Origin of the sequence: Chryseobacterium camelliae, from assembly GCF_002770595.1 — a bacterium.
Classification (GTDB): Bacteria; Bacteroidota; Bacteroidia; order Flavobacteriales; family Weeksellaceae; genus Chryseobacterium; species Chryseobacterium camelliae.
The window spans coordinates 4,210,566-4,228,193 of the sequence record NZ_CP022986.1 but is presented as its reverse complement, the minus strand read 5'-3'; the positions used below and the strand labels follow the sequence as shown (position 1 = coordinate 4,228,193).

The following is a 17,628-nucleotide window of genomic DNA, read 5'->3' as shown; positions in this document are numbered from 1 at the left end:
TTAATATTTATCAAATACACCAGTATATACCATCGTAATATCGAACCCTTTATTTCCTAGAGTTGTGCCGTCATGAATAAAATTATCTGTAGGTGCTATATAATATTGATAAGGTTTGATTTCAAGCTTTAGAACAGGATAACTGGGATAAAGTTTGAAAAATTGTTCAACAATATTTTCAGATGTGATCTTTTCAGGATATTTTTTCTTTATTTCAGCGTAAATCTGCCTTAATGTTAAATTGATAAAATAGAGGTAACGTGATTCCTCACTGATGTTGATAGAAATCCTGTTTCCCGATTTATATGCAGTATGAGGAGTAAAATGAATACTTTTATCAATATGCAGGCCCGTATATTTAAAAACATTCTGCCCGATATGATGAAACGTCGTACTCTGCATACCGGGAAGAGAACGTGCAATTCTGTGAAATTTATAATTACGACTTAGAGATTTTTCATCCAGAAACGTATTGATTGCTTTGTTAATCTCTTTTGTGAGCATTTCATTTTCCTGAAACTTCCCCGGAACATCAAAGAGCGATGTACAGGTTTCTAAACTTAGTTTTTGAAATAACGTTTTCAGATGAGCAGGAATTGTGCCTACTCCAAGAGTATTGAATATTTTTCTGTCAGCATCTGCAGTTGAAATAGTTTTATATTCAACATCTGTTAGGGACCGCCAGTTTGCATCAGGTAAATAGGCATTATCGTAATAGTCTATTTCAGGATGCATGCTTTTAACAGCAACAACTCCTGTATTAATGCTGATCTGATCTCTCATACTGTTAAGATGACGATCATCGACTTTGATACCTTTTTTTAAACTCATGTCAGACTGTAGGCTACTAATTTATCTTTAATATTTTTCTGAATGGAAACAGGACCCTTATTCTCAAGCTCTTCCAAAATCTCATCATAGGAAACTCTGTTGAGTTCCATTTCCTTACAAACCTCATCCGGCAAGCTGTCAATAAGATCATTTTGGATGTAAGTTACCAATTTTATCATATCGTGACAATAAATGGTAGGATTATCAAACCCATTTTCATTAGAATATCTGTTCAACAGAAAACCACCTCCGCATATTTCATAAATAGGACAGTTAATGCACTTTTCACTGACCATCTGATGAGAATTGATATAGATATCAAAAAGCGGATCTTCTAAAATAGAGCTGATCTCGTGAGTATGGATATTGATGCTGTTTCTGGTAATGCCTTCATAACAAGCTCTAATAGAATCTGCCACTTCCAGGTTTCCATTGGTTTCCACTACAGCGACGCCGTTTTTTTTCAACCCAACCATCTGGTCACCAGCATCCTCTCCTGCAATCAGCTGAATAAGAGTTTTGAAAAATCTCATATTCGGCCTATCAGGATCGCTTTTCCAGATCGTGAACAATTCAATCAGCCAATCTGCATATGGCGTATAATCATAGGTATTGACTCTATCTTTTATGAGGTCATCCGGTAACTTATCGAAATGACCATCCGGAAGAAGAAGATTAAAACTCGGAACATTCAGGCTTTTGAATTCCTCATATAATACATTAGGGGAGATATTAAGATTAGCTACAGACAGTACCCCATGCATCCCATTTTCCAATCCAATCTGTATTGCGTGCCTTACCTCGTCATAAGATCCTTTTCCATTATGAAATACACGGTACCTATCGTGATATTCCTTAGGTCCGTCCATACTGATGCCAACACGAATGTTCAGTTCATTAAATAGTGCATACCAGTCCCCATCCAATCCAACACCATTAGTCTGGATAACAAAATCAAAATAAGCATCGCTTAGCGTTTCAGTAAATATCCTAACACTTTCCTTGTAAAATTCTTTTGGAAGTAATAAAGGCTCACCTCCATGGAAGACAATCTGAAAAGATCTCAAACCATTTTCTTTACTATAATGGGCCAATTTTTCAGCGAAAGTATGTATAGTGCTTATTGACATAAATTTAGGTTGTTTCAGATAAGTTTTATCCCCTAAATTATACATGTAACAATATGAGCAATTGAGATTGCATCTGCTTGCAACCTTCAGAACAAAAGAAGTAACCATGTTGTATGAAATAAATAAAGTTCTTCATCATTTGACTGATGAAGAACTAATGTTTTAAAAACCAGCAAGTTCTAAGCTCTTAAAAATTGATCCACTCTATCGTAAGCAGCAGATGCACCAGAAATTGCTACCACATCACAGCTACCTCCTGGAGGCAAAATAATACTACCACCACCTCCGTTTCCCGGAGCAATACCTGAATTCAATCCTCCAAAGATAGATTTGTAAAGATCTACATTTTGATTCTCAGAATTCTGGATTGATTTTTTAAGAATTTCTTTTTGCTCAAGATTGCTTGTAATTTTGAATTTCTTTTTCATAAAAATGAATTTAATGAGTTATTAATTTAATTATCTCACCAAATATAGAAAATTAAATTCATAAGAAAAAATATTTTCTATTAAAAATTATTTACTTTATCACTTTAATCGATATAGCAAAACCACCGCTTCTTGCCATATTGATTTTAATTTTCGATTTGCTGGTAACCGTCTTTTTATAAATATGGTAGCTTTGCGGATTATTGATGTAGTCTGCGTCTTTACCGTCTTCATATACCGTTACTTCATATTTCCTGCCTTTGTCCAGGAATGAGAAATCAACCGTATAATCCCGCCTGTTCTCATCGGTGATTCCGCCTACAAACCAGTTCTCCGTGCCTTTTGCCTTCCTGGCGGTGATGATATAATCGCCCGGTTCGGCGGATAAAATCTTTGTATCATCCCAGTCTGCAGCCACATCTTTGATGAACTGGAAAGCATCCATATGCTTCTGATAGTTTTCCGGTAAATCTGCAGCCATCTGGAGCGGCATGTACATCACCACATACAGAGCCAGCTGTTTGGCAAGAGTAGTCTTCACAAAACGTTTGTCTCCAGGGAAATAATAATCCAGCTTCGTCTGGAAAATTCCAGGTGTATAATCCATCGGTCCGCCCATCCATCTGGTGAATGGAAGAATGGTCTGATGATCCGGATTGTTTCCGGCAAAGGCTTCAAATTCGGTTCCTCTGGCAGCTTCGGCTGAGATCCAGTTCGGATATGTCCTGCTCTCCCCGCCCGGACGAACGGATTCATGGGAATTCACCATGATTTTATATTCATTGGCCTTTTGGGCAATCCTGTAGAAATGATTGATGGTCCACTGGGAATAGTGGTGCTCTCCTCTCGGGATAATATCACCTACATAGCCGGTTTTTACAGCATCATAGCCATAATCGTTCATCAGTTTGAATGCTTTATCCGCCCACCGCTCATAATTGGTTGCAGAACCGGAAGTTTCGTGGTGCATGATCAGCTTAATGCCTTTGGAATGGGCATAGTCATTAAGCATTGTAAGATCGAAATCGGGATATGGGGTGATGAAATCGAAAACAAATTCTTTAGAGTGGCCGAACCAGTCTTCCCAGCCTACATTCCATCCTTCGATCAGAAGGCCGCCGAAACCATTAGCCGCCGCGAAGTCAATGTATTCTTTCACTTTCGTATTGTTGGCCGCATGTTTTCCGTTCGGCGTCAGCTTGCTGAAATCGGTTTCCCCGATATGGACATTCTCTGCGGTAGAATATGCCCATTGGGATTTCCCGATGATCATTTCCCACCATACACCCATGTATTTCGTAGGATGGATGTAGGAAGTATCCTTGTATTTCGTCGGTTCGTTCAGGTTGAACATCATTTTGGAGGCCAGCACTTCTTCTGCTTTTGGGGAAACGATAATCGTTCTCCACGGCGATACGGTTGACGTCTGCATGTACCCCTTAGCTCCCTGTCTGTCTGGCGTCAAATGGGTTTTGAATTTGAAATTCACGGCATCCACTTCAAGGTTGGAAGCCGGATAATCTAAAACTGCAGCCTCTCCAAGATTCACATATAATGGATCTTTACCTTCTTTTTTCAACATCAAAGGCGATTGTACCGCATTCTGTACCATTTGCTGTGATGCATTACTGTCGAAAGAATTCGGCCATCTTGCCGGGATTTCAGAAATTTTAGTGGTCTGCGGCTGGTATTCCTGGGAATCATAATCGGCGGCAATCCACCAGGCTTTCATATCGGTTGGGAAATCGATTTCAGAATCTTCTTCACGGATTACAAAATAATTCAGGTTCTTCTGCTCCGGAAATTCATACCTGAATCCCAACCCGTCATTGAACAGCCTGAATTTAACCACTATATCCCGGTCAGTCGCATCCTGGTGCAGGGTAACCGCCAGTTCATTATAATGGTTGATGTAGCTTTTCTTCTCACCCAGTACCGGCTGCCAGGTTTCATTTTTGGAATCCCGGTTCTCAGCTTTTTTGGTAAACCCATTATTCAGATCGAATTTTGCATCTTCCGGCTTCGCAATTTCAGAGGCAAACTTAATAGCGGTATCTTTAAACAACCTTAACCCCAGCTTTGAGTCTTCCACGACCACTGCTCCATTGTACTTCAGGTTATAATACGGGATTCCCTGCTTCAGCTGGAAGTTCATTTCAAACTTCCCGTCCGGCGATTGTAAGGTCTGGGCATGAACGCCTGCAAACATCATCGAGAACAATACTGCTCCCATCGTAATTTTCTTCATAATGACTATTTATACGCTTTAAAAATAAAAAAAGTGCTGCCGAAAAGCAACACTTTTCCCTAAGTATTCTATGTTATTTATTATTCATATTTACTGTTAATTCACCGGAATCAGAGAATAATCCCCTGTAGCATCATTAAAGTAAACATCATAATGGAATGTTGTGGTTAAAGGGATATTGGCTCCGCCTAATGCAGCAGTCCCGAAAAATTCCTGTGCTACGCCCCAGCTGGTTCCCCAGTCATGGTTAGCCCTGAATTTAAATTCACCTGAGCTCAGCATCACGTTTTTCTTGGTCCATACATGCGGATCAAAAGTTGATTTCTGAAGGTCAAGATCAGTGCTCCATCCTCCTGCTGCAGGCCCGATCATGGAAATCGAAGTATAAGTAGCCGTTGGTGCTGCCACCGGCACAAAAGTATAGGTAAGAGCAGATGTATTCACAGTAAGCTTATAATACCCTGCTGCAGCCACTGAAATATTCCCTGAGCCTCCGCTGGTATCCAGCACTCCTGCCGAACTTCCAGCACCATATTGGGTAGTCCAGCTACCAGGAGTTTTAATGATCTTGAATCCTCCCTGTGCAAAATATCCGGTATAAGTATAGGTACCCGCCGTCGTAGTTTTCACAAGCGGATAGATTTTGGTATTGGTTGCCAGGTTGTCCCATGCTCCTGCGGTAGCATCACCGATGAGGTATAGGTCTGTAAATGTATACACCGGACCGTTAATGAATGGCGTTACTGTTAATGAAACCGTATTAGAATAACGGGTCCTGCCGGCCACTGAAGATTTCAATCTTACTTCTATAGCAGTAGCAGTGGCTGTAGTTACCCCCATAGAGAGGATAAGATTGTTTAGATCAGCACCCATCATACTATAGACTTTTGCACCATTAATGACGTCTATTGTTTTAGCACCGTTAAAATTAGTTCCTTTTTTAGCTACTTCCAGTTGGTTGGTCAACTGAACACTGACACCGTAGTCCGAATTTGCCCAGCTAAAAGCTACAGCTTCACTAGCTGTAGTACTGCTTGAAAGAACTATAGTTGTTTTATTTGCAGAAATCACAGGGTCTGTACCTTGCCCAAGAACTGCCTGATCTTCGTCTTTCTCACATGAAATCACTAGAAAGCCAATCAGTGCAAGAGTAAATATTTTAAGTAAATGTTTCATTTTTAGGGTATATTAAAAATTAATAGCCAGGATTTTGAACTAGGTTTGGATTTGCATTAAGATCACTTGCAGGAATAGGATATAGCTTTCTGAAATCTTCAACTCCCTTACCATCTTTAACACCACCTTTAAATGGCCATAAGTAACTTCCTGCTGTGAATTTTCCAAACCTAATAAGGTCTGTTCTTCGCACTGCTTCCCAAGATAATTCTCGAGCCCTCTCATCTAAAATAAAATCTAAATTAATCGATGTCACATTTCCTGATGCATTACCATAGGCTCTCTGTCTTAATAAATTAATGTATTGAATAGCAGTTGCATTACTTCCACCACCCCCACGTAAAACGGCTTCGGCATAAATAAGATAAGCTTCCGCAAGCCTAAACATTGGAAAATCCGTATCTACGAAATCTCCTGCAGCATCTGAGCCAGGCTGCCCGTTTCGTTTAATGTTTTTAAACTTAATAATAGGATATCCATCCGTAAAAGTACCTACATTATTAATTTCCAGATTCTGCCCACTCGTATAGAAGTTTCCTCGTTTATCGGTAGAGCCATCTGTAGTAGGAAATAAAGCAGCAATATTTTTTGTACTTCGTAATCCTCCCCAACCGCTGTTAATTCCAAACTGTGCAGGATTCATGGATCCTCCGGTACTGGCATGTATGATATACGTAGTTCCTCCGAATGTTCTCGTATTCAGCCCATCATAGTTCACGGCGAATATTGTTTCATTGTTATCCAGGTTATTATCGGCTAAAAATAATTCGCCGTAATTTGCTTTTAAAGAGTATCCTGCATTAATAACTTTTTCTGCATATATTCTTGCATCAGAATATCTTGACTGCCCAGTATAAACTTCTGCATTCAGATAAAGTTTAGCAAGCAGCATCCAGACAGCAGCTTTGTCTGCACGTCCATATTCATTTGTTCTAGGATTTTTTAGTAAGCCCTCAAGATCTTTTAGTTCAGTTTCTACATAAGTAAATAATTCTTTGCGATCAATTCTTCTTGGGGGTTTAATACCCACTTCGTCAGCTTCGGTAGAAAAAGGTCCGTTTCCAAAAAGATCTATGGCATGTGAATAACTAAGTGCTCTCATAAAGCGAGCTTCATTTCTGAATGCTCTTGCTTCTTCCGCATTGGCACCTGAAATATTTCTGGAAGCTAATTTTTCATCAGTTGTTTCTCTTATAAACTCATTAGCAAGCCCAACCTGATAATAGATTCGATAATACAGTGCGGCAATAAATTCATTGCTTGAAGACCAGGTCATATTATGCAAATCAGGAAGCGATCCATCTCCCCATGCTATTACTGCTTCGTCAGTAGGCAATTCCTGTAATTGGAAATACTGTCGTATATAATTTGATGTACCACCGTCAATACCGCTGATATCAGGATTACCATCTCCGCCGTTCTGACCACTCATGGCAAGGCCTGCATATATTTTAGCCAGAACATTTTTATAGTTATTGAAATCAGCATATACTGATGCTGAAGTAACTTCTGTCTGAGGCATTCTGTCCAGGTCATTCTCACAAGAAGTAAGAAATAAAACGGCCGTTAAACCCGCTGCAAAAATTGTCTTATTAATATATTTAAATGTCATGATAATTCTTAATTAAAATTGAAAGTTAAATCCTAATGAATACACTCTAGGTCTCTGATATAGATTATTATCTATTCCGTTGAAAACTTCAGGATCTAAACCACTATACTTTGTAATGATAAATGCATTCTGAACAGAACCGAAAATTCTTAGTTTTGAATCTTTTATAAATCTTGGGAAATTATATCCTAAATTGATATTGTCCATTCTTACGAAAGAAGCATTCTCAACATAATAGTCTGATAAAAGCTGCGTACGCTTAAAACCGGTTTCAAGGTAACTGCTGTGAATATTCTGAAGATAGTTATTCAAAGTAATAGCCTGCTCTGTACCATACTGAGATGCAACATTATTATATACATAATTTCCAATGCTTGCCCTCATAGTAAATCCTAAATCCCAGTTTTTAAAATTAAATTTAGACGAGAAACCTAATAAAACATCAGGAGCAGGAGATTTATATCTGTATAGATCATCCGTATTAATAATACCGTCACCGTTTCTGTCAACATATACGCCTTCAATGGGTTTACCATTATTATCATATACCTGTTGGTAAACATAGAATGAATTTGGTTGATATCCTTCTGTATTTACCTGTATTGTAGTACCGGTAGCTCCTCCTATGGTATTAACTAATGTCTGGCTTGAGTTCAGATTAGTAATTTCCGACCTGAAATGAGTAGCATTTACGTTAAACTCCCATTTAAAATTTTCTGTATCAACTGCCTTAACATTGATATTAGCCTCGATACCACGGTTCCGCATGTCTCCAACGTTAGTTAGCAAATAGTTAGTAAGGTTAGATAACGCAGGCACGGGAATAAAACTGATCAGATCCTTTGATTCTTTTTCATAAACGTCAATAGTACCGTTGATCCGGTCATTCAGAAATCCAAAATCAAGACCTAAATTTTTTGTCACAGTAGTTTCCCATTTAAGGTTTTTGTCATATCCCTGCGCTCTGTAAGTATTGTAGAACTGATTTCCCAATTGGTATTGTGCTCCACTATCAGATAGTATATATCTAGCCAGATACGGATAATCTCCTAAATTAAGTTCCTGTTGACCTGTCTCTCCCCATCCTGCTCTCAACTTCAAAGTAGAAATTGTCTTGGAATCTTTCAGGAAATTTTCCTGATCAATTCTCCAGGCAAGTGCCACTGAAGGAAAATAACCTATTCTGTTTTCTTCGCTGAAACGGGAAGATCCATCTCTTCTTAATGAAGCTGTCAAAAGATACTTATTATTGAAAGTATAATTTAATCTCCCGAAATAAGAAATTATAGTGTTCTGAGTGAAGAAATCGTTTCCACTTGCCGGATTTGATACTCCAGTACCATATACTGTCGGTGCAAAAGGCTCTGATCTCTGCCAGTCCTGATAAGAATACCCAACAGTAAGATCAACGGTTGACCTTATAGACTCAAAAGTTTTTAGATAATTAAAGTAGAAATCAAGTAATTTATTTTTCTTTTCCTGAGAATATCTCCTGTAGCTCCCCTGATTATAGTAAGCAATTGCAGCTGTTGGCAATACCGTTGTATTTCCGTTTGCATCACTATAATCATATCCTACATTAAGGTTAGCCCTCAATTCAGGCAGAAAATGAAATTTATAATCAAACTGAATATTCCCTAATACTCTTTTAACGTAAGACAGATCCCATCTCTGATTAAGCATTGATAAAGGATTCTTTGTGGCATTGGTGTTAGGCTTTCCTGTTGAAGGATCAAGCCACTCCCAATAACCGCCATAGTTTGAAAATGAGGGATCATAAACGGATTGAGTAGGATCGAATACAACAGCAGAACCAATGGCACCATCATCCTTAAATCTGTTTTCTACATAGGTACCTTTAACATTAAAGTTAATTTCAAGATGTTTATCAAAAAACTTTGGATTTAAGTTTAAAGATGCCGTAGATCTTTCAATAGTGTTTGTCCTTATAATACCTTCCTGGTTGAAATAGCCTAGTGACAATCTATATGGCAATGCTTTAATTCCTCCTGATAAAGAAACCGTATTATCAACACCTAATGCAGTTTGATAAATCTGATCCTGCCAATTTGTATTTGAACTTCCCAACAAACCTTGATATTGAGCTGTTGCCTTGTCTCTTACTACCTGACGAAAAGCATCCGCAGACAGCATATCTATATTTCCCATTTTGGTATATACCGAAGTAATGGTACTATAATTTGCCCGTAATTTCCCGGAGCTTCCTCTTTTCGTTGTTATAATAATAACTCCATTTGAAGCTCTGCTTCCATAAATAGCGGCTGCAGAAGCATCTTTAAGAATACTGAAGCTTTCAATATCATTGGGGTTAATTAAAGCAAGAGGATTCGCAGCTCCACTGATTCCGTTATTATCTACCGGAACACCATCAATAACAATCAAAGGATCATTGGACGCATTTAAAGAAGCACCTCCTCTGATTCGGATAGTAGATCCTGAACCTGGAGCCCCTCCATTGGTGGTTATCTGAATTCCTGAAGTCTTACCTTGAATTAATTGCTCAGGAGAGTTTATACTTCCTTCATTAAAATCTTTTGCGGAAATTGCCGTTACGGATCCCGTTAAATCCGTCTTCTTCTGCCGCCCGTACCCAATTAGCACCACCTCTTCAATTTTTTTCTCTTTTGTTGCTGAGTCCTTTGTTTGCGCATGGACCATTGTGCCGGCGAGTAGAAATGCCGGCGCAATTTTTAATACTGTTGTAAATTTTTTCACAATATCTTTTTTATATAGTTTATTCTTCTTTTATAAAAGCTAAAGCTTTTGCAATTTATAAAAAAAAGTTAACGATGGTAATTTTATTTTAAATTAAGTTAATTTTGTATATATTTAACGAGTTATGCACATTAAAACATTGATTTTCAAAATAATCAATTTAAATATGCACAACATAACAGTTAAGTTGTTTTAACAAATAGTTAAACAGTCGTTTAACTATTTGTAACATTCAGTTAACATTCGGACATCCTGACGCTCCAAAAACCGGAAATAAATTTTCCGCGGATATTCCTTATCTTTGCCCGATAAAACTATACGATAAGATGTCGAACAGAAAAATGATTACGGCTGCGTTGCCTTATGCCAACGGACCGGTTCATATAGGACACCTGGCAGGAGTATATATTCCCGCAGATGTTTACGCAAGATTTCAGAGAAGATCAGGAAAGGAAGTCGCTTTTATATGCGGTTCGGATGAGCATGGGATCCCCATCACCATCAGAGCTAAAAAAGAGGGCGTAACGCCTCAGGATATCGTGGACAAGTATCATGAAATCATTAAAAAATCATTTTCGGATTTAGGAATTTCATTTGATGAATATTCCAGGACTACATCTCAGAAACATTACGAAACCAGCCAGGAATTCTTTAAGGTATTGTATGAAAAAGGGAAATTCACAGAAGAAGTTTCCGAGCAGTATTTTGATGAGCAGGCCGGAGAATTCCTGGCCGACCGTTATATTGTAGGGACCTGCCCTAATTGCGGCAATGAGAACGCCTATGGCGATCAGTGCGAAAAATGCGGTTCTACCCTGTCGCCTTCCGAGCTCATCAACCCAAAATCCATGCTCAGCGGAAATGTACCCATCCTTAAGGAAACGAAAAACTGGTACCTGCCATTGAATGAATACGAAACCTTCTTAAATGAATGGATCATCGAAGGCCATAAAGATGACTGGAAGCCTAATGTGTACGGACAGGTAAAGTCCTGGCTGAACGACGGCCTGAAACCTAGGGCTATGACCCGTGACCTCAACTGGGGCGTTCCGGTTCCGCTACCGGGTGCAGAAGGGAAAGTGCTGTACGTATGGTTTGATGCTCCTATCGGGTATATTTCCTTTACCAAAGAGTGGGCAGAGAAAAACGGAAAAGACTGGAAAGACTACTGGCAAAGCGAGGAAAGCGACCTGGTCCATTTCATCGGAAAGGATAATATTGTTTTTCACTGCATTATTTTCCCATCGATGATGAAGGCACACGGTGATTTCATTATGCCCGACAATGTTCCGGCTTTCGAATTCCTGAACCTTGAGAACGACAAGATTTCCACCTCCAGAAACTGGGCGGTGTGGGCACATGAATATGTAGATGATTTTCCGGGACAGCAGGATGTGCTGAGATATGCGCTTCTGTCTTCTGCTCCGGAGACCAAGGACAATAATTTCACCTGGAAGGATTTCCAGACAAAGAATAATTCTGAGCTGGTTGGAATTTTCGGGAACTTCATCAACCGGGTTGCCGTTCTGATGCACAAATATTATGATGGTGTTATTCCACAGGGTGATGTCCATGCTCCTGAACTAAAGGAAATCAACAGATCAGCCAAAGAAATTTCAGAATTCCTGAACCGTTATGAGTTCCGGAATGCATTGTCTGCCCTGATGAACCTTGCGCGTTTCGGGAACCAGTATCTTCAGACGGAAGAGCCCTGGAAGACCATCAAGGATAACCCTGAAAAGGCTGCACATTCCTTATTTGTAGGAGCTCAGATTGCTGTAGCACTGGCTCAGCTTTGTGAACCATTCATGCCTTTCAGTTCAGGTAAACTTCTCAATATGTTCAATGTTGAAAAAATGGACTGGAATGATGTGGAAACAAAGCAGGTTCTAATAGAAACCGGACATCAGATCAACGAAGCTTCTCTTCTGTTTTCCAAAATTGAAGACGACGTTATCGAAGCTCAGATCCAGAAGCTGGAAAATACAAAGCAAAACAATAAAAAAACCAATCCTAACGCGAATCCTATGAAAGAAGAAATCACTTTTGATGATTTTACGAAAATCGACCTGAGAACGGCAACCATCATGGAAGCTGAAAAAGTAGAAAAAGCAGACAAACTTCTGAAGCTGAAAGTGGATACCGGAGTAGATGTAAGAACCGTGGTTTCAGGGATTGCTGAAAGCTTTACCCCCGAGGAACTGATTGGCAAGCAGGTGATGATCCTACTGAACCTGGCTCCGAGAAAAATCAGGGGTATCGAATCGCAGGGAATGTTATTATTGACGACCAAGCCGGATGGTAAACTGTCTTTCGTGACGCCGGACGACAGCACTGTTGAGAATGGTATTGAAATCGGATAATTTTTTTGATCATATTTTGAAATGGGCATTTTTGCCCATTTTTTTTGGCATGATATAGAGAAAAGTTTTAGAAAAATGTACAGACTCCGAACTTGAAGACTATCTGAAGGAAGGCAACAGGCTTACGCCCGAAGCAGTTCAGATGGCTTTTGAAATGCTGGAAAGAAGAGGAAGAATTTTCAGTGAAGAGAGATCATTGTATTTAAAAGAAGTCCGGAGTTTTTTATTTCAGCATTCGGTACAATTTTCCTGATGGTCCTGTGGGTGGTATACACTCCTAAAAAGCTTCCTTACCGGACGACATCCTATCTATTACCAATCATCATTTCATGCATCATGCTGTACCTCATTGTGGTGAATGATCATCATTTGTTTTCGTACAATATTATCAACAGCCTGATCGGTAGTTATCAAGAATTATTTACGGAATCATAACAATGCATAATTCCGGGATCCCGGCCTTATTAAATATCCAACATTTTTTAATGACTTGGTAAGAACACTTCAGCATATCTCCCTGATACGCTGTTAATTCATTTTTTGTCTGTTATTTCTTCTTCAGCTTTGCCAGATAAGAATCTTCTTCCTGCAGGACTTTTTCAATCCTGAAACCGTTGTGCTCAGCCGCATTTTTCAGGGTATTGAAATCCAGGTACAGCCATTTGATCGGGTCTTCCGACTGTCCTTTGTAATGAACGATATAGTCCAGTTCCCCGTAATAGCCCTCTGCCGGAATGTAGACCCCGCCATCTTCATCTGCATCAAACATGTAAATAATATCCGTACTGTCGATGAGGATCTGCCCGTTTTTATCCAGGAGTGAATACAGCTTTTTAAGGTAGATATCAATAACCTGCAGGCTCTGGAAAATCCCGGTACCGTTCATCAGCAGTACAATAGTATCAAATTCCTGCTCCGGAAACTGGAGCATATTTCCGCAGACTGCCTCTTGAAGGCCTCTTGCTTTACATATTTCGATGGATTTGGGTGAAATATCGAGTGCGGTTACCTCAAGACCTTTTTCATTCTGGAGGTACAAGGAATGCGAACCGGCTCCCGCTCCTATATCCAGGACTTTTCCCCGGCATAAGCTCAGGGCTTTCCGCTCAAGGGCATTCATTTCCTCAAATTTCCGGAAGAGGTACGCCACCGGCATTTCATCCAGTTCCGAAATGGAAGTTTCGGTCTGTAAATCTTCAGGATTGTTGTTGTGATAATAGTCGTGAATGGCTTGGCCCATCAGGTCTTTCATGCTGCAGTTTTAATGGAGGCAAAGATAAGGCTTTAGATACCAAAAACGAATATCCTTACTCTTCTTTCACAAGAAAGTAAGACTACAATGCATCCGTTGAAGACAAGGTTTCCGGTATTGAAAGAATCTTTATTTCACTTTTTCCAGCAGGTATAATTTAGCCCCTGAAAATGACAGTTTCGGCATCAGATTTCCCTCCAGGACCATGGTCTTGTTATTGACGTCGATCACAGAAATGTAGTTGTTGGAATTGTATTCTATATAATTCTCTTTCTCTTTGGTAACAGGATTTTTACCAAATTCAAAAGAATACCTTATCCAGTCTTCCTTTTCGGAGCTGCAGTGTACCGGCTGAAACTTAGATCTTTTGGCTTTAAAGATGATCTGGTCGTAACTGTCTACACATTCTGAAGTGAATGAACTTTCCGGGTTCTGGTCTTTGGTGAAGTCTTCAAAAGACCCCCGGTATACCCCCACTACTTTCCAGGTACCGTCAATCCGGTCTTCATCAATTTTTCCATTGGCCTTACGAACGGCCCAGCTGATTCCGTTAACGGTTCCCTTTACGGCTTTGTAACTGAGGTTGACCGCTCCTTTTACGGCTTTAGCGGCAGTGGATACCACACAGGAGTTCAATACTAAAACGGACAGGGAAAGCAATATTATTTTTTTCATAATCAAAAGGTCTCGCAGTACAAATATAGCAATTTGAATTTTGCGGCTATAGCTGTATATTTTTTATCATCCGATTGCCATCACGATCATAACCAAATTCTATCTTTCAAACTCTGAAACTTATCATAATATTCCCTAACTTGTATTGTTCAAAAGAAGATTGATTGAATGACCAATAAAGAATTTAATTTCCAGAAAGGATACATCTTCAGCAAACACGTTCCGGAGGAAATATCGAATTTCGACCGGGTTTTTGATGTATTCAAAGATCTGCTGACCCATACTTCCGGTGATATCGAGGAGGCTTTCGAGTGGCTTGATATGCTGGACCAGGAATACGACATCTTCACCGATGAATATACCCTGGAGGATTTTGAGGAAGACCTTAAGAAGCGCGGCTACATCAGGGAAGAAGTGGATGAAGAAGACGGAAATACCGGAACGGGAAAAGGAAAGAACATCCTGACTCCCAAACTGGAATCTGCACTTCGCGAATACGCATTAGACCAGATATTCGGAAAGCTGAAAAAAAGCGGGATTGGAAACCACCGCACTTCCAAAACCGGTGTTGGAGATGAAAAGGATGGTGACCACCGGTCGTTTCAGTACGGTGATGACCTTTCATTGGTGAACATGACTGAAAGCCTTAAAAATGCCCAGGTAAACAACGGCATCGGTGACCTTCAGCTGACGGAAGATGACCTCATCGTAGAAGAGACGCGCCATAAAGCACAGATGAGCACGGTACTGATGATCGACATCAGCCACTCGATGATTCTATACGGCGAAGACCGGATCACACCGGCCAAAAAAGTGGCCATGGCACTGGTAGAACTGATTCATCGTAAATACCCGAAAGATTCCATCGACATTATTGTTTTCGGGAATGAAGCCTGGCCGATCAAGATCAAAGACCTTCCCTATCTGAAAGTCGGGCCTTACCATACCAATACGGTGGCCGGACTGGAACTGGCGATGGACATCCTCCGCAGGAAACGGAATACCAATAAGCAGATCTTCATGATCACCGACGGAAAGCCGAGCTGCATCCAGCTGCCTACCGGGGAATTTTACATGAACAGTGTGGGGCTCGACCAGATGATCGTGTCACAATGCCTCAACAGAGCCGCGCAGGCCCGGAAACTGAAAATCCCAATCACCACCTTTATGATTGCCCAGGACCCTTACCTCAGGAAGTTTGTGGAAGCCTTTACCGAACAGAACCAGGGAAAAGCATTCCTGACGGGGCTTTCCGGACTGGGCCAGATGATTTTTGAGGATTATGAGAAGAACAGGAAAAGAAGGATATGATGATAAATTTCAGATACCAGATATCAGATGCCAGATGTCAGATGTCAGATGCCAGATTTTAGATTGAAATCTGAGATTAGAATAAATTTTAGGATAATGAACAATGTACTATATTATATTATTAAATGATTACTGCTCAAAATACAATGAAAAACGATACGACATTTAAAGAACTAAAAAACTCAGGATATACCCATAAAACCATTAATGAAGAAATCCAGGCGAACCTGGTTGCCAAGATCAGGGCGAAGGAACCGGTATTTGAAGGGCTTTGGGGCTACGAAGATACCGTAGTTCCGCAACTGAAGAAGGCCCTGCTTGCCGGCCATCACATTAACCTGCTCGGATTGCGCGGACAGGCCAAAACCAGGATCGCCAGGAGCATGGTAAGCCTTCTTGATGAATACATGCCAATTGTACAAGGTTCTGAAATCAACGACAGCCCGTTCCAGCCGATTTCCAAATATGCCAGGGACCTGATTGCCGAAATGGGTGACGATACCCCGATTTCCTGGGTACACCGCTCAGACCGTTTCTTTGAAAAGCTGGCCACGCCGGATGTAAACGTTGCCGACCTGATCGGAGATATCGACCCGATCAAGGCTGCTACATTAAAGCTTCCGTATTCTGATGAACGCGTACTGCATTACGGAATGATCCCACGCGCCAACCGCTGCATTTTCGTGCTGAATGAATTGCCGGATCTACAGGCCAGGATCCAGGTTTCCCTGTTCAATATCCTGCAGGAAGGCGATATCCAGATCCGCGGATTCCAGTTGAGGATGCCACTGGACATCCAGTTTGTATTTACGGCTAATCCGGAAGATTATACCAACCGGGGCAGCATTGTTACTCCGCTGAAAGACCGGATCGGTTCCCAGATTTTCACCCATTACCCGCAGACGATTGCGCTCGCGCGTCAGATTACCGAACAGGAAGCGCAGGTTCCTGCCGAGGAACAGTCTAAAATCCATATTCCGGACCTCGCAAAAGACCTGCTGGAAGAAGTATCCTTTGCCGCACGCGACAGTGAATATGTGGATGCGAAAAGCGGTGTCAGTGCCCGTCTCAGCATCAGTGCCATGGAAAACCTGATGGCCGCAGCCAGGCTAAGACTGATTGAATCCGGAGCCGAACGCACAACGGTCCGCCTGCTTGATTTTATATCGATTATCCCTTCCATCACCGGGAAAATAGAACTGGTCTACGAAGGTGAACAGGAAGGTGCCGACTATGTGGCCAAAATCCTGATTGACAAAGCCGTGATGACCCAGTTTGAAAGCCTATTCCCTCGCATTTCCAAGCTGGAGAAAGAAAGCATCAAGACGCCGTACACAGATCTGATCAAATGGTTCAATAAAAATCAGCTAGAGCTTCATTATAATGATACCGATGAAGAATTTTACCGCAAGCTGGACAGCATTGCTCCATTATCAACCGTGGTGGAAGAAAATGCATCAGACCTTAGCCCGGAAGACCAGAACTTCTGCAAGGAGCTTGTCTTATGGGCACTGACCATCAGCAAAAAGCTGGATAAATCTGAAAACAGCAATGCCTTTACTTTTGATTCTGCGGAAATCAACCCGTATTACAGGAATTAAAATTTTTGGTTTAGCTTATAAATTCCGTCCCCTGAATAGTTCAGGGGACGTTTTTTGACTGTCATTAAACCTTATAGGTTTTAAAAACCTATAAGGTTTATCACTTTATGGCAAAGAATGCAAACAAAGGACTACAGCCTAGCCCCGATAGGAGCGGTTACCCCACAGCAGGCGCCGGGAAAGCAATGGCGCGAGGAGTATGAGCGGATAGCGGGAAAAAGCTCCTGCCAATACGCAGCATCTTTAGACGCAAAGCCCCGCTCTC

The 17,628-nt window shown here is 40.8% G+C and carries 13 protein-coding genes; 4 read left to right on the top strand and 9 right to left on the bottom strand.

The window, feature by feature from the left end; translation table 11 throughout:
• The 7 genes from CGB83_RS19390 to CGB83_RS19360 form a co-directional block, all read right to left on the bottom strand.
• The gene (locus CGB83_RS19390; protein ID WP_100077312.1) at positions 1-831 is read right to left on the bottom strand and encodes a hypothetical protein; all 831 of its coding nucleotides are present in this window, start codon (positions 829-831) and stop codon (positions 1-3) included.
• A complete protein-coding gene (locus tag CGB83_RS19385) occupies positions 828-2,069 on the bottom strand; it encodes a radical SAM protein (protein WP_100077311.1) in 1,242 nt (413 codons plus the stop codon). The genes CGB83_RS19390 and CGB83_RS19385 overlap by 4 nt, the downstream gene beginning before the upstream one ends.
• Positions 2,070-2,140: 71 nt before the next feature.
• Complete coding sequence (locus CGB83_RS19380; protein WP_100077310.1) at positions 2,141-2,389, bottom strand: hypothetical protein; 249 nt, start codon at positions 2,387-2,389, stop codon at positions 2,141-2,143.
• 91 nt (positions 2,390-2,480) lie between these two features.
• Complete coding sequence (locus CGB83_RS19375; protein ID WP_100077309.1) at positions 2,481-4,637, bottom strand: glycoside hydrolase family 97 protein; 2,157 nt, start codon at positions 4,635-4,637, stop codon at positions 2,481-2,483.
• A gap of 96 nt (positions 4,638-4,733) precedes the next feature.
• Positions 4,734-5,813, bottom strand: a complete 1,080-nt coding sequence (locus CGB83_RS19370) for a SusE domain-containing protein (RefSeq protein WP_100077308.1) — start codon at positions 5,811-5,813, stop codon at positions 4,734-4,736.
• Between the two features lie 19 nt (positions 5,814-5,832).
• Positions 5,833-7,425: a RagB/SusD family nutrient uptake outer membrane protein gene (locus tag CGB83_RS19365; protein WP_100077307.1), complete on the bottom strand. Its 1,593-nt coding sequence runs from the start codon at positions 7,423-7,425 to the stop codon at positions 5,833-5,835.
• Positions 7,426-7,437: 12 nt separating this feature from the next.
• The gene (locus CGB83_RS19360; RefSeq protein ID WP_100077306.1) at positions 7,438-10,104 is read right to left on the bottom strand and encodes a SusC/RagA family TonB-linked outer membrane protein; all 2,667 of its coding nucleotides are present in this window, start codon (positions 10,102-10,104) and stop codon (positions 7,438-7,440) included.
• A 383-nt stretch (positions 10,105-10,487) separates the two neighbouring features.
• Here CGB83_RS19360 and metG point away from each other — a divergent pair, with 383 nt between their 5' ends.
• A complete protein-coding gene (gene metG / locus CGB83_RS19355; protein WP_100077305.1) occupies positions 10,488-12,524 on the top strand; it encodes a methionine--tRNA ligase in 2,037 nt (678 codons plus the stop codon).
• A 252-nt stretch (positions 12,525-12,776) separates the two neighbouring features.
• On the top strand, positions 12,777-12,959 hold the full coding sequence (locus CGB83_RS19350; protein ID WP_100077304.1) for a hypothetical protein: 183 nt from the start codon (positions 12,777-12,779) through the stop codon (positions 12,957-12,959).
• Between the two features lie 112 nt (positions 12,960-13,071).
• Here the strand turns inward: CGB83_RS19350 and CGB83_RS19345 are convergent, their stop codons facing one another.
• Positions 13,072-13,776, bottom strand: a complete 705-nt coding sequence (locus CGB83_RS19345) for a class I SAM-dependent methyltransferase (RefSeq protein WP_100077303.1) — start codon at positions 13,774-13,776, stop codon at positions 13,072-13,074.
• A 129-nt stretch (positions 13,777-13,905) separates the two neighbouring features.
• Positions 13,906-14,451: a hypothetical protein gene (locus CGB83_RS19340; protein WP_100077302.1), complete on the bottom strand. Its 546-nt coding sequence runs from the start codon at positions 14,449-14,451 to the stop codon at positions 13,906-13,908.
• Positions 14,452-14,619: 168 nt separating this feature from the next.
• Between CGB83_RS19340 and CGB83_RS19335 the strand changes: the two genes are divergently transcribed.
• Both CGB83_RS19335 and CGB83_RS19330 read left to right on the top strand, forming a co-directional pair.
• A complete protein-coding gene (locus tag CGB83_RS19335; RefSeq protein WP_100077301.1) occupies positions 14,620-15,762 on the top strand; it encodes a vWA domain-containing protein in 1,143 nt (380 codons plus the stop codon).
• Between the two features lie 146 nt (positions 15,763-15,908).
• Positions 15,909-17,363 carry a sigma 54-interacting transcriptional regulator gene (locus CGB83_RS19330; protein WP_100077684.1) on the top strand — a complete coding sequence of 485 codons (1,455 nt, stop codon included), beginning with the start codon at positions 15,909-15,911 and terminating at the stop codon, positions 17,361-17,363.
• Positions 17,364-17,628: the final 265 nt, after the last annotated feature.

Coding starts and splice junctions, on each gene's coding strand:
- CGB83_RS19350 (WP_100077304.1), top strand. CDS start 12,777: ATGGTCCTGTGGGTGGTATACACTCCTAAAAAGCTTCCTTACCGGACG.
- metG (WP_100077305.1), top strand. CDS start 10,488: ATGTCGAACAGAAAAATGATTACGGCTGCGTTGCCTTATGCCAACGGA.
- CGB83_RS19345 (WP_100077303.1), bottom strand. CDS start 13,776: ATGAAAGACCTGATGGGCCAAGCCATTCACGACTATTATCACAACAAC.
- CGB83_RS19390 (WP_100077312.1), bottom strand. CDS start 831: ATGAGTTTAAAAAAAGGTATCAAAGTCGATGATCGTCATCTTAACAGT.
- CGB83_RS19340 (WP_100077302.1), bottom strand. CDS start 14,451: ATGAAAAAAATAATATTGCTTTCCCTGTCCGTTTTAGTATTGAACTCC.
- CGB83_RS19330 (WP_100077684.1), top strand. CDS start 15,909: ATGAAAAACGATACGACATTTAAAGAACTAAAAAACTCAGGATATACC.
- CGB83_RS19360 (WP_100077306.1), bottom strand. CDS start 10,104: ATGGTCCATGCGCAAACAAAGGACTCAGCAACAAAAGAGAAAAAAATT.
- CGB83_RS19375 (WP_100077309.1), bottom strand. CDS start 4,637: ATGAAGAAAATTACGATGGGAGCAGTATTGTTCTCGATGATGTTTGCA.
- CGB83_RS19365 (WP_100077307.1), bottom strand. CDS start 7,425: ATGACATTTAAATATATTAATAAGACAATTTTTGCAGCGGGTTTAACG.
- CGB83_RS19385 (WP_100077311.1), bottom strand. CDS start 2,069: ATGGTTACTTCTTTTGTTCTGAAGGTTGCAAGCAGATGCAATCTCAAT.
- CGB83_RS19370 (WP_100077308.1), bottom strand. CDS start 5,813: ATGAAACATTTACTTAAAATATTTACTCTTGCACTGATTGGCTTTCTA.
- CGB83_RS19335 (WP_100077301.1), top strand. CDS start 14,620: ATGACCAATAAAGAATTTAATTTCCAGAAAGGATACATCTTCAGCAAA.
- CGB83_RS19380 (WP_100077310.1), bottom strand. CDS start 2,389: ATGAAAAAGAAATTCAAAATTACAAGCAATCTTGAGCAAAAAGAAATT.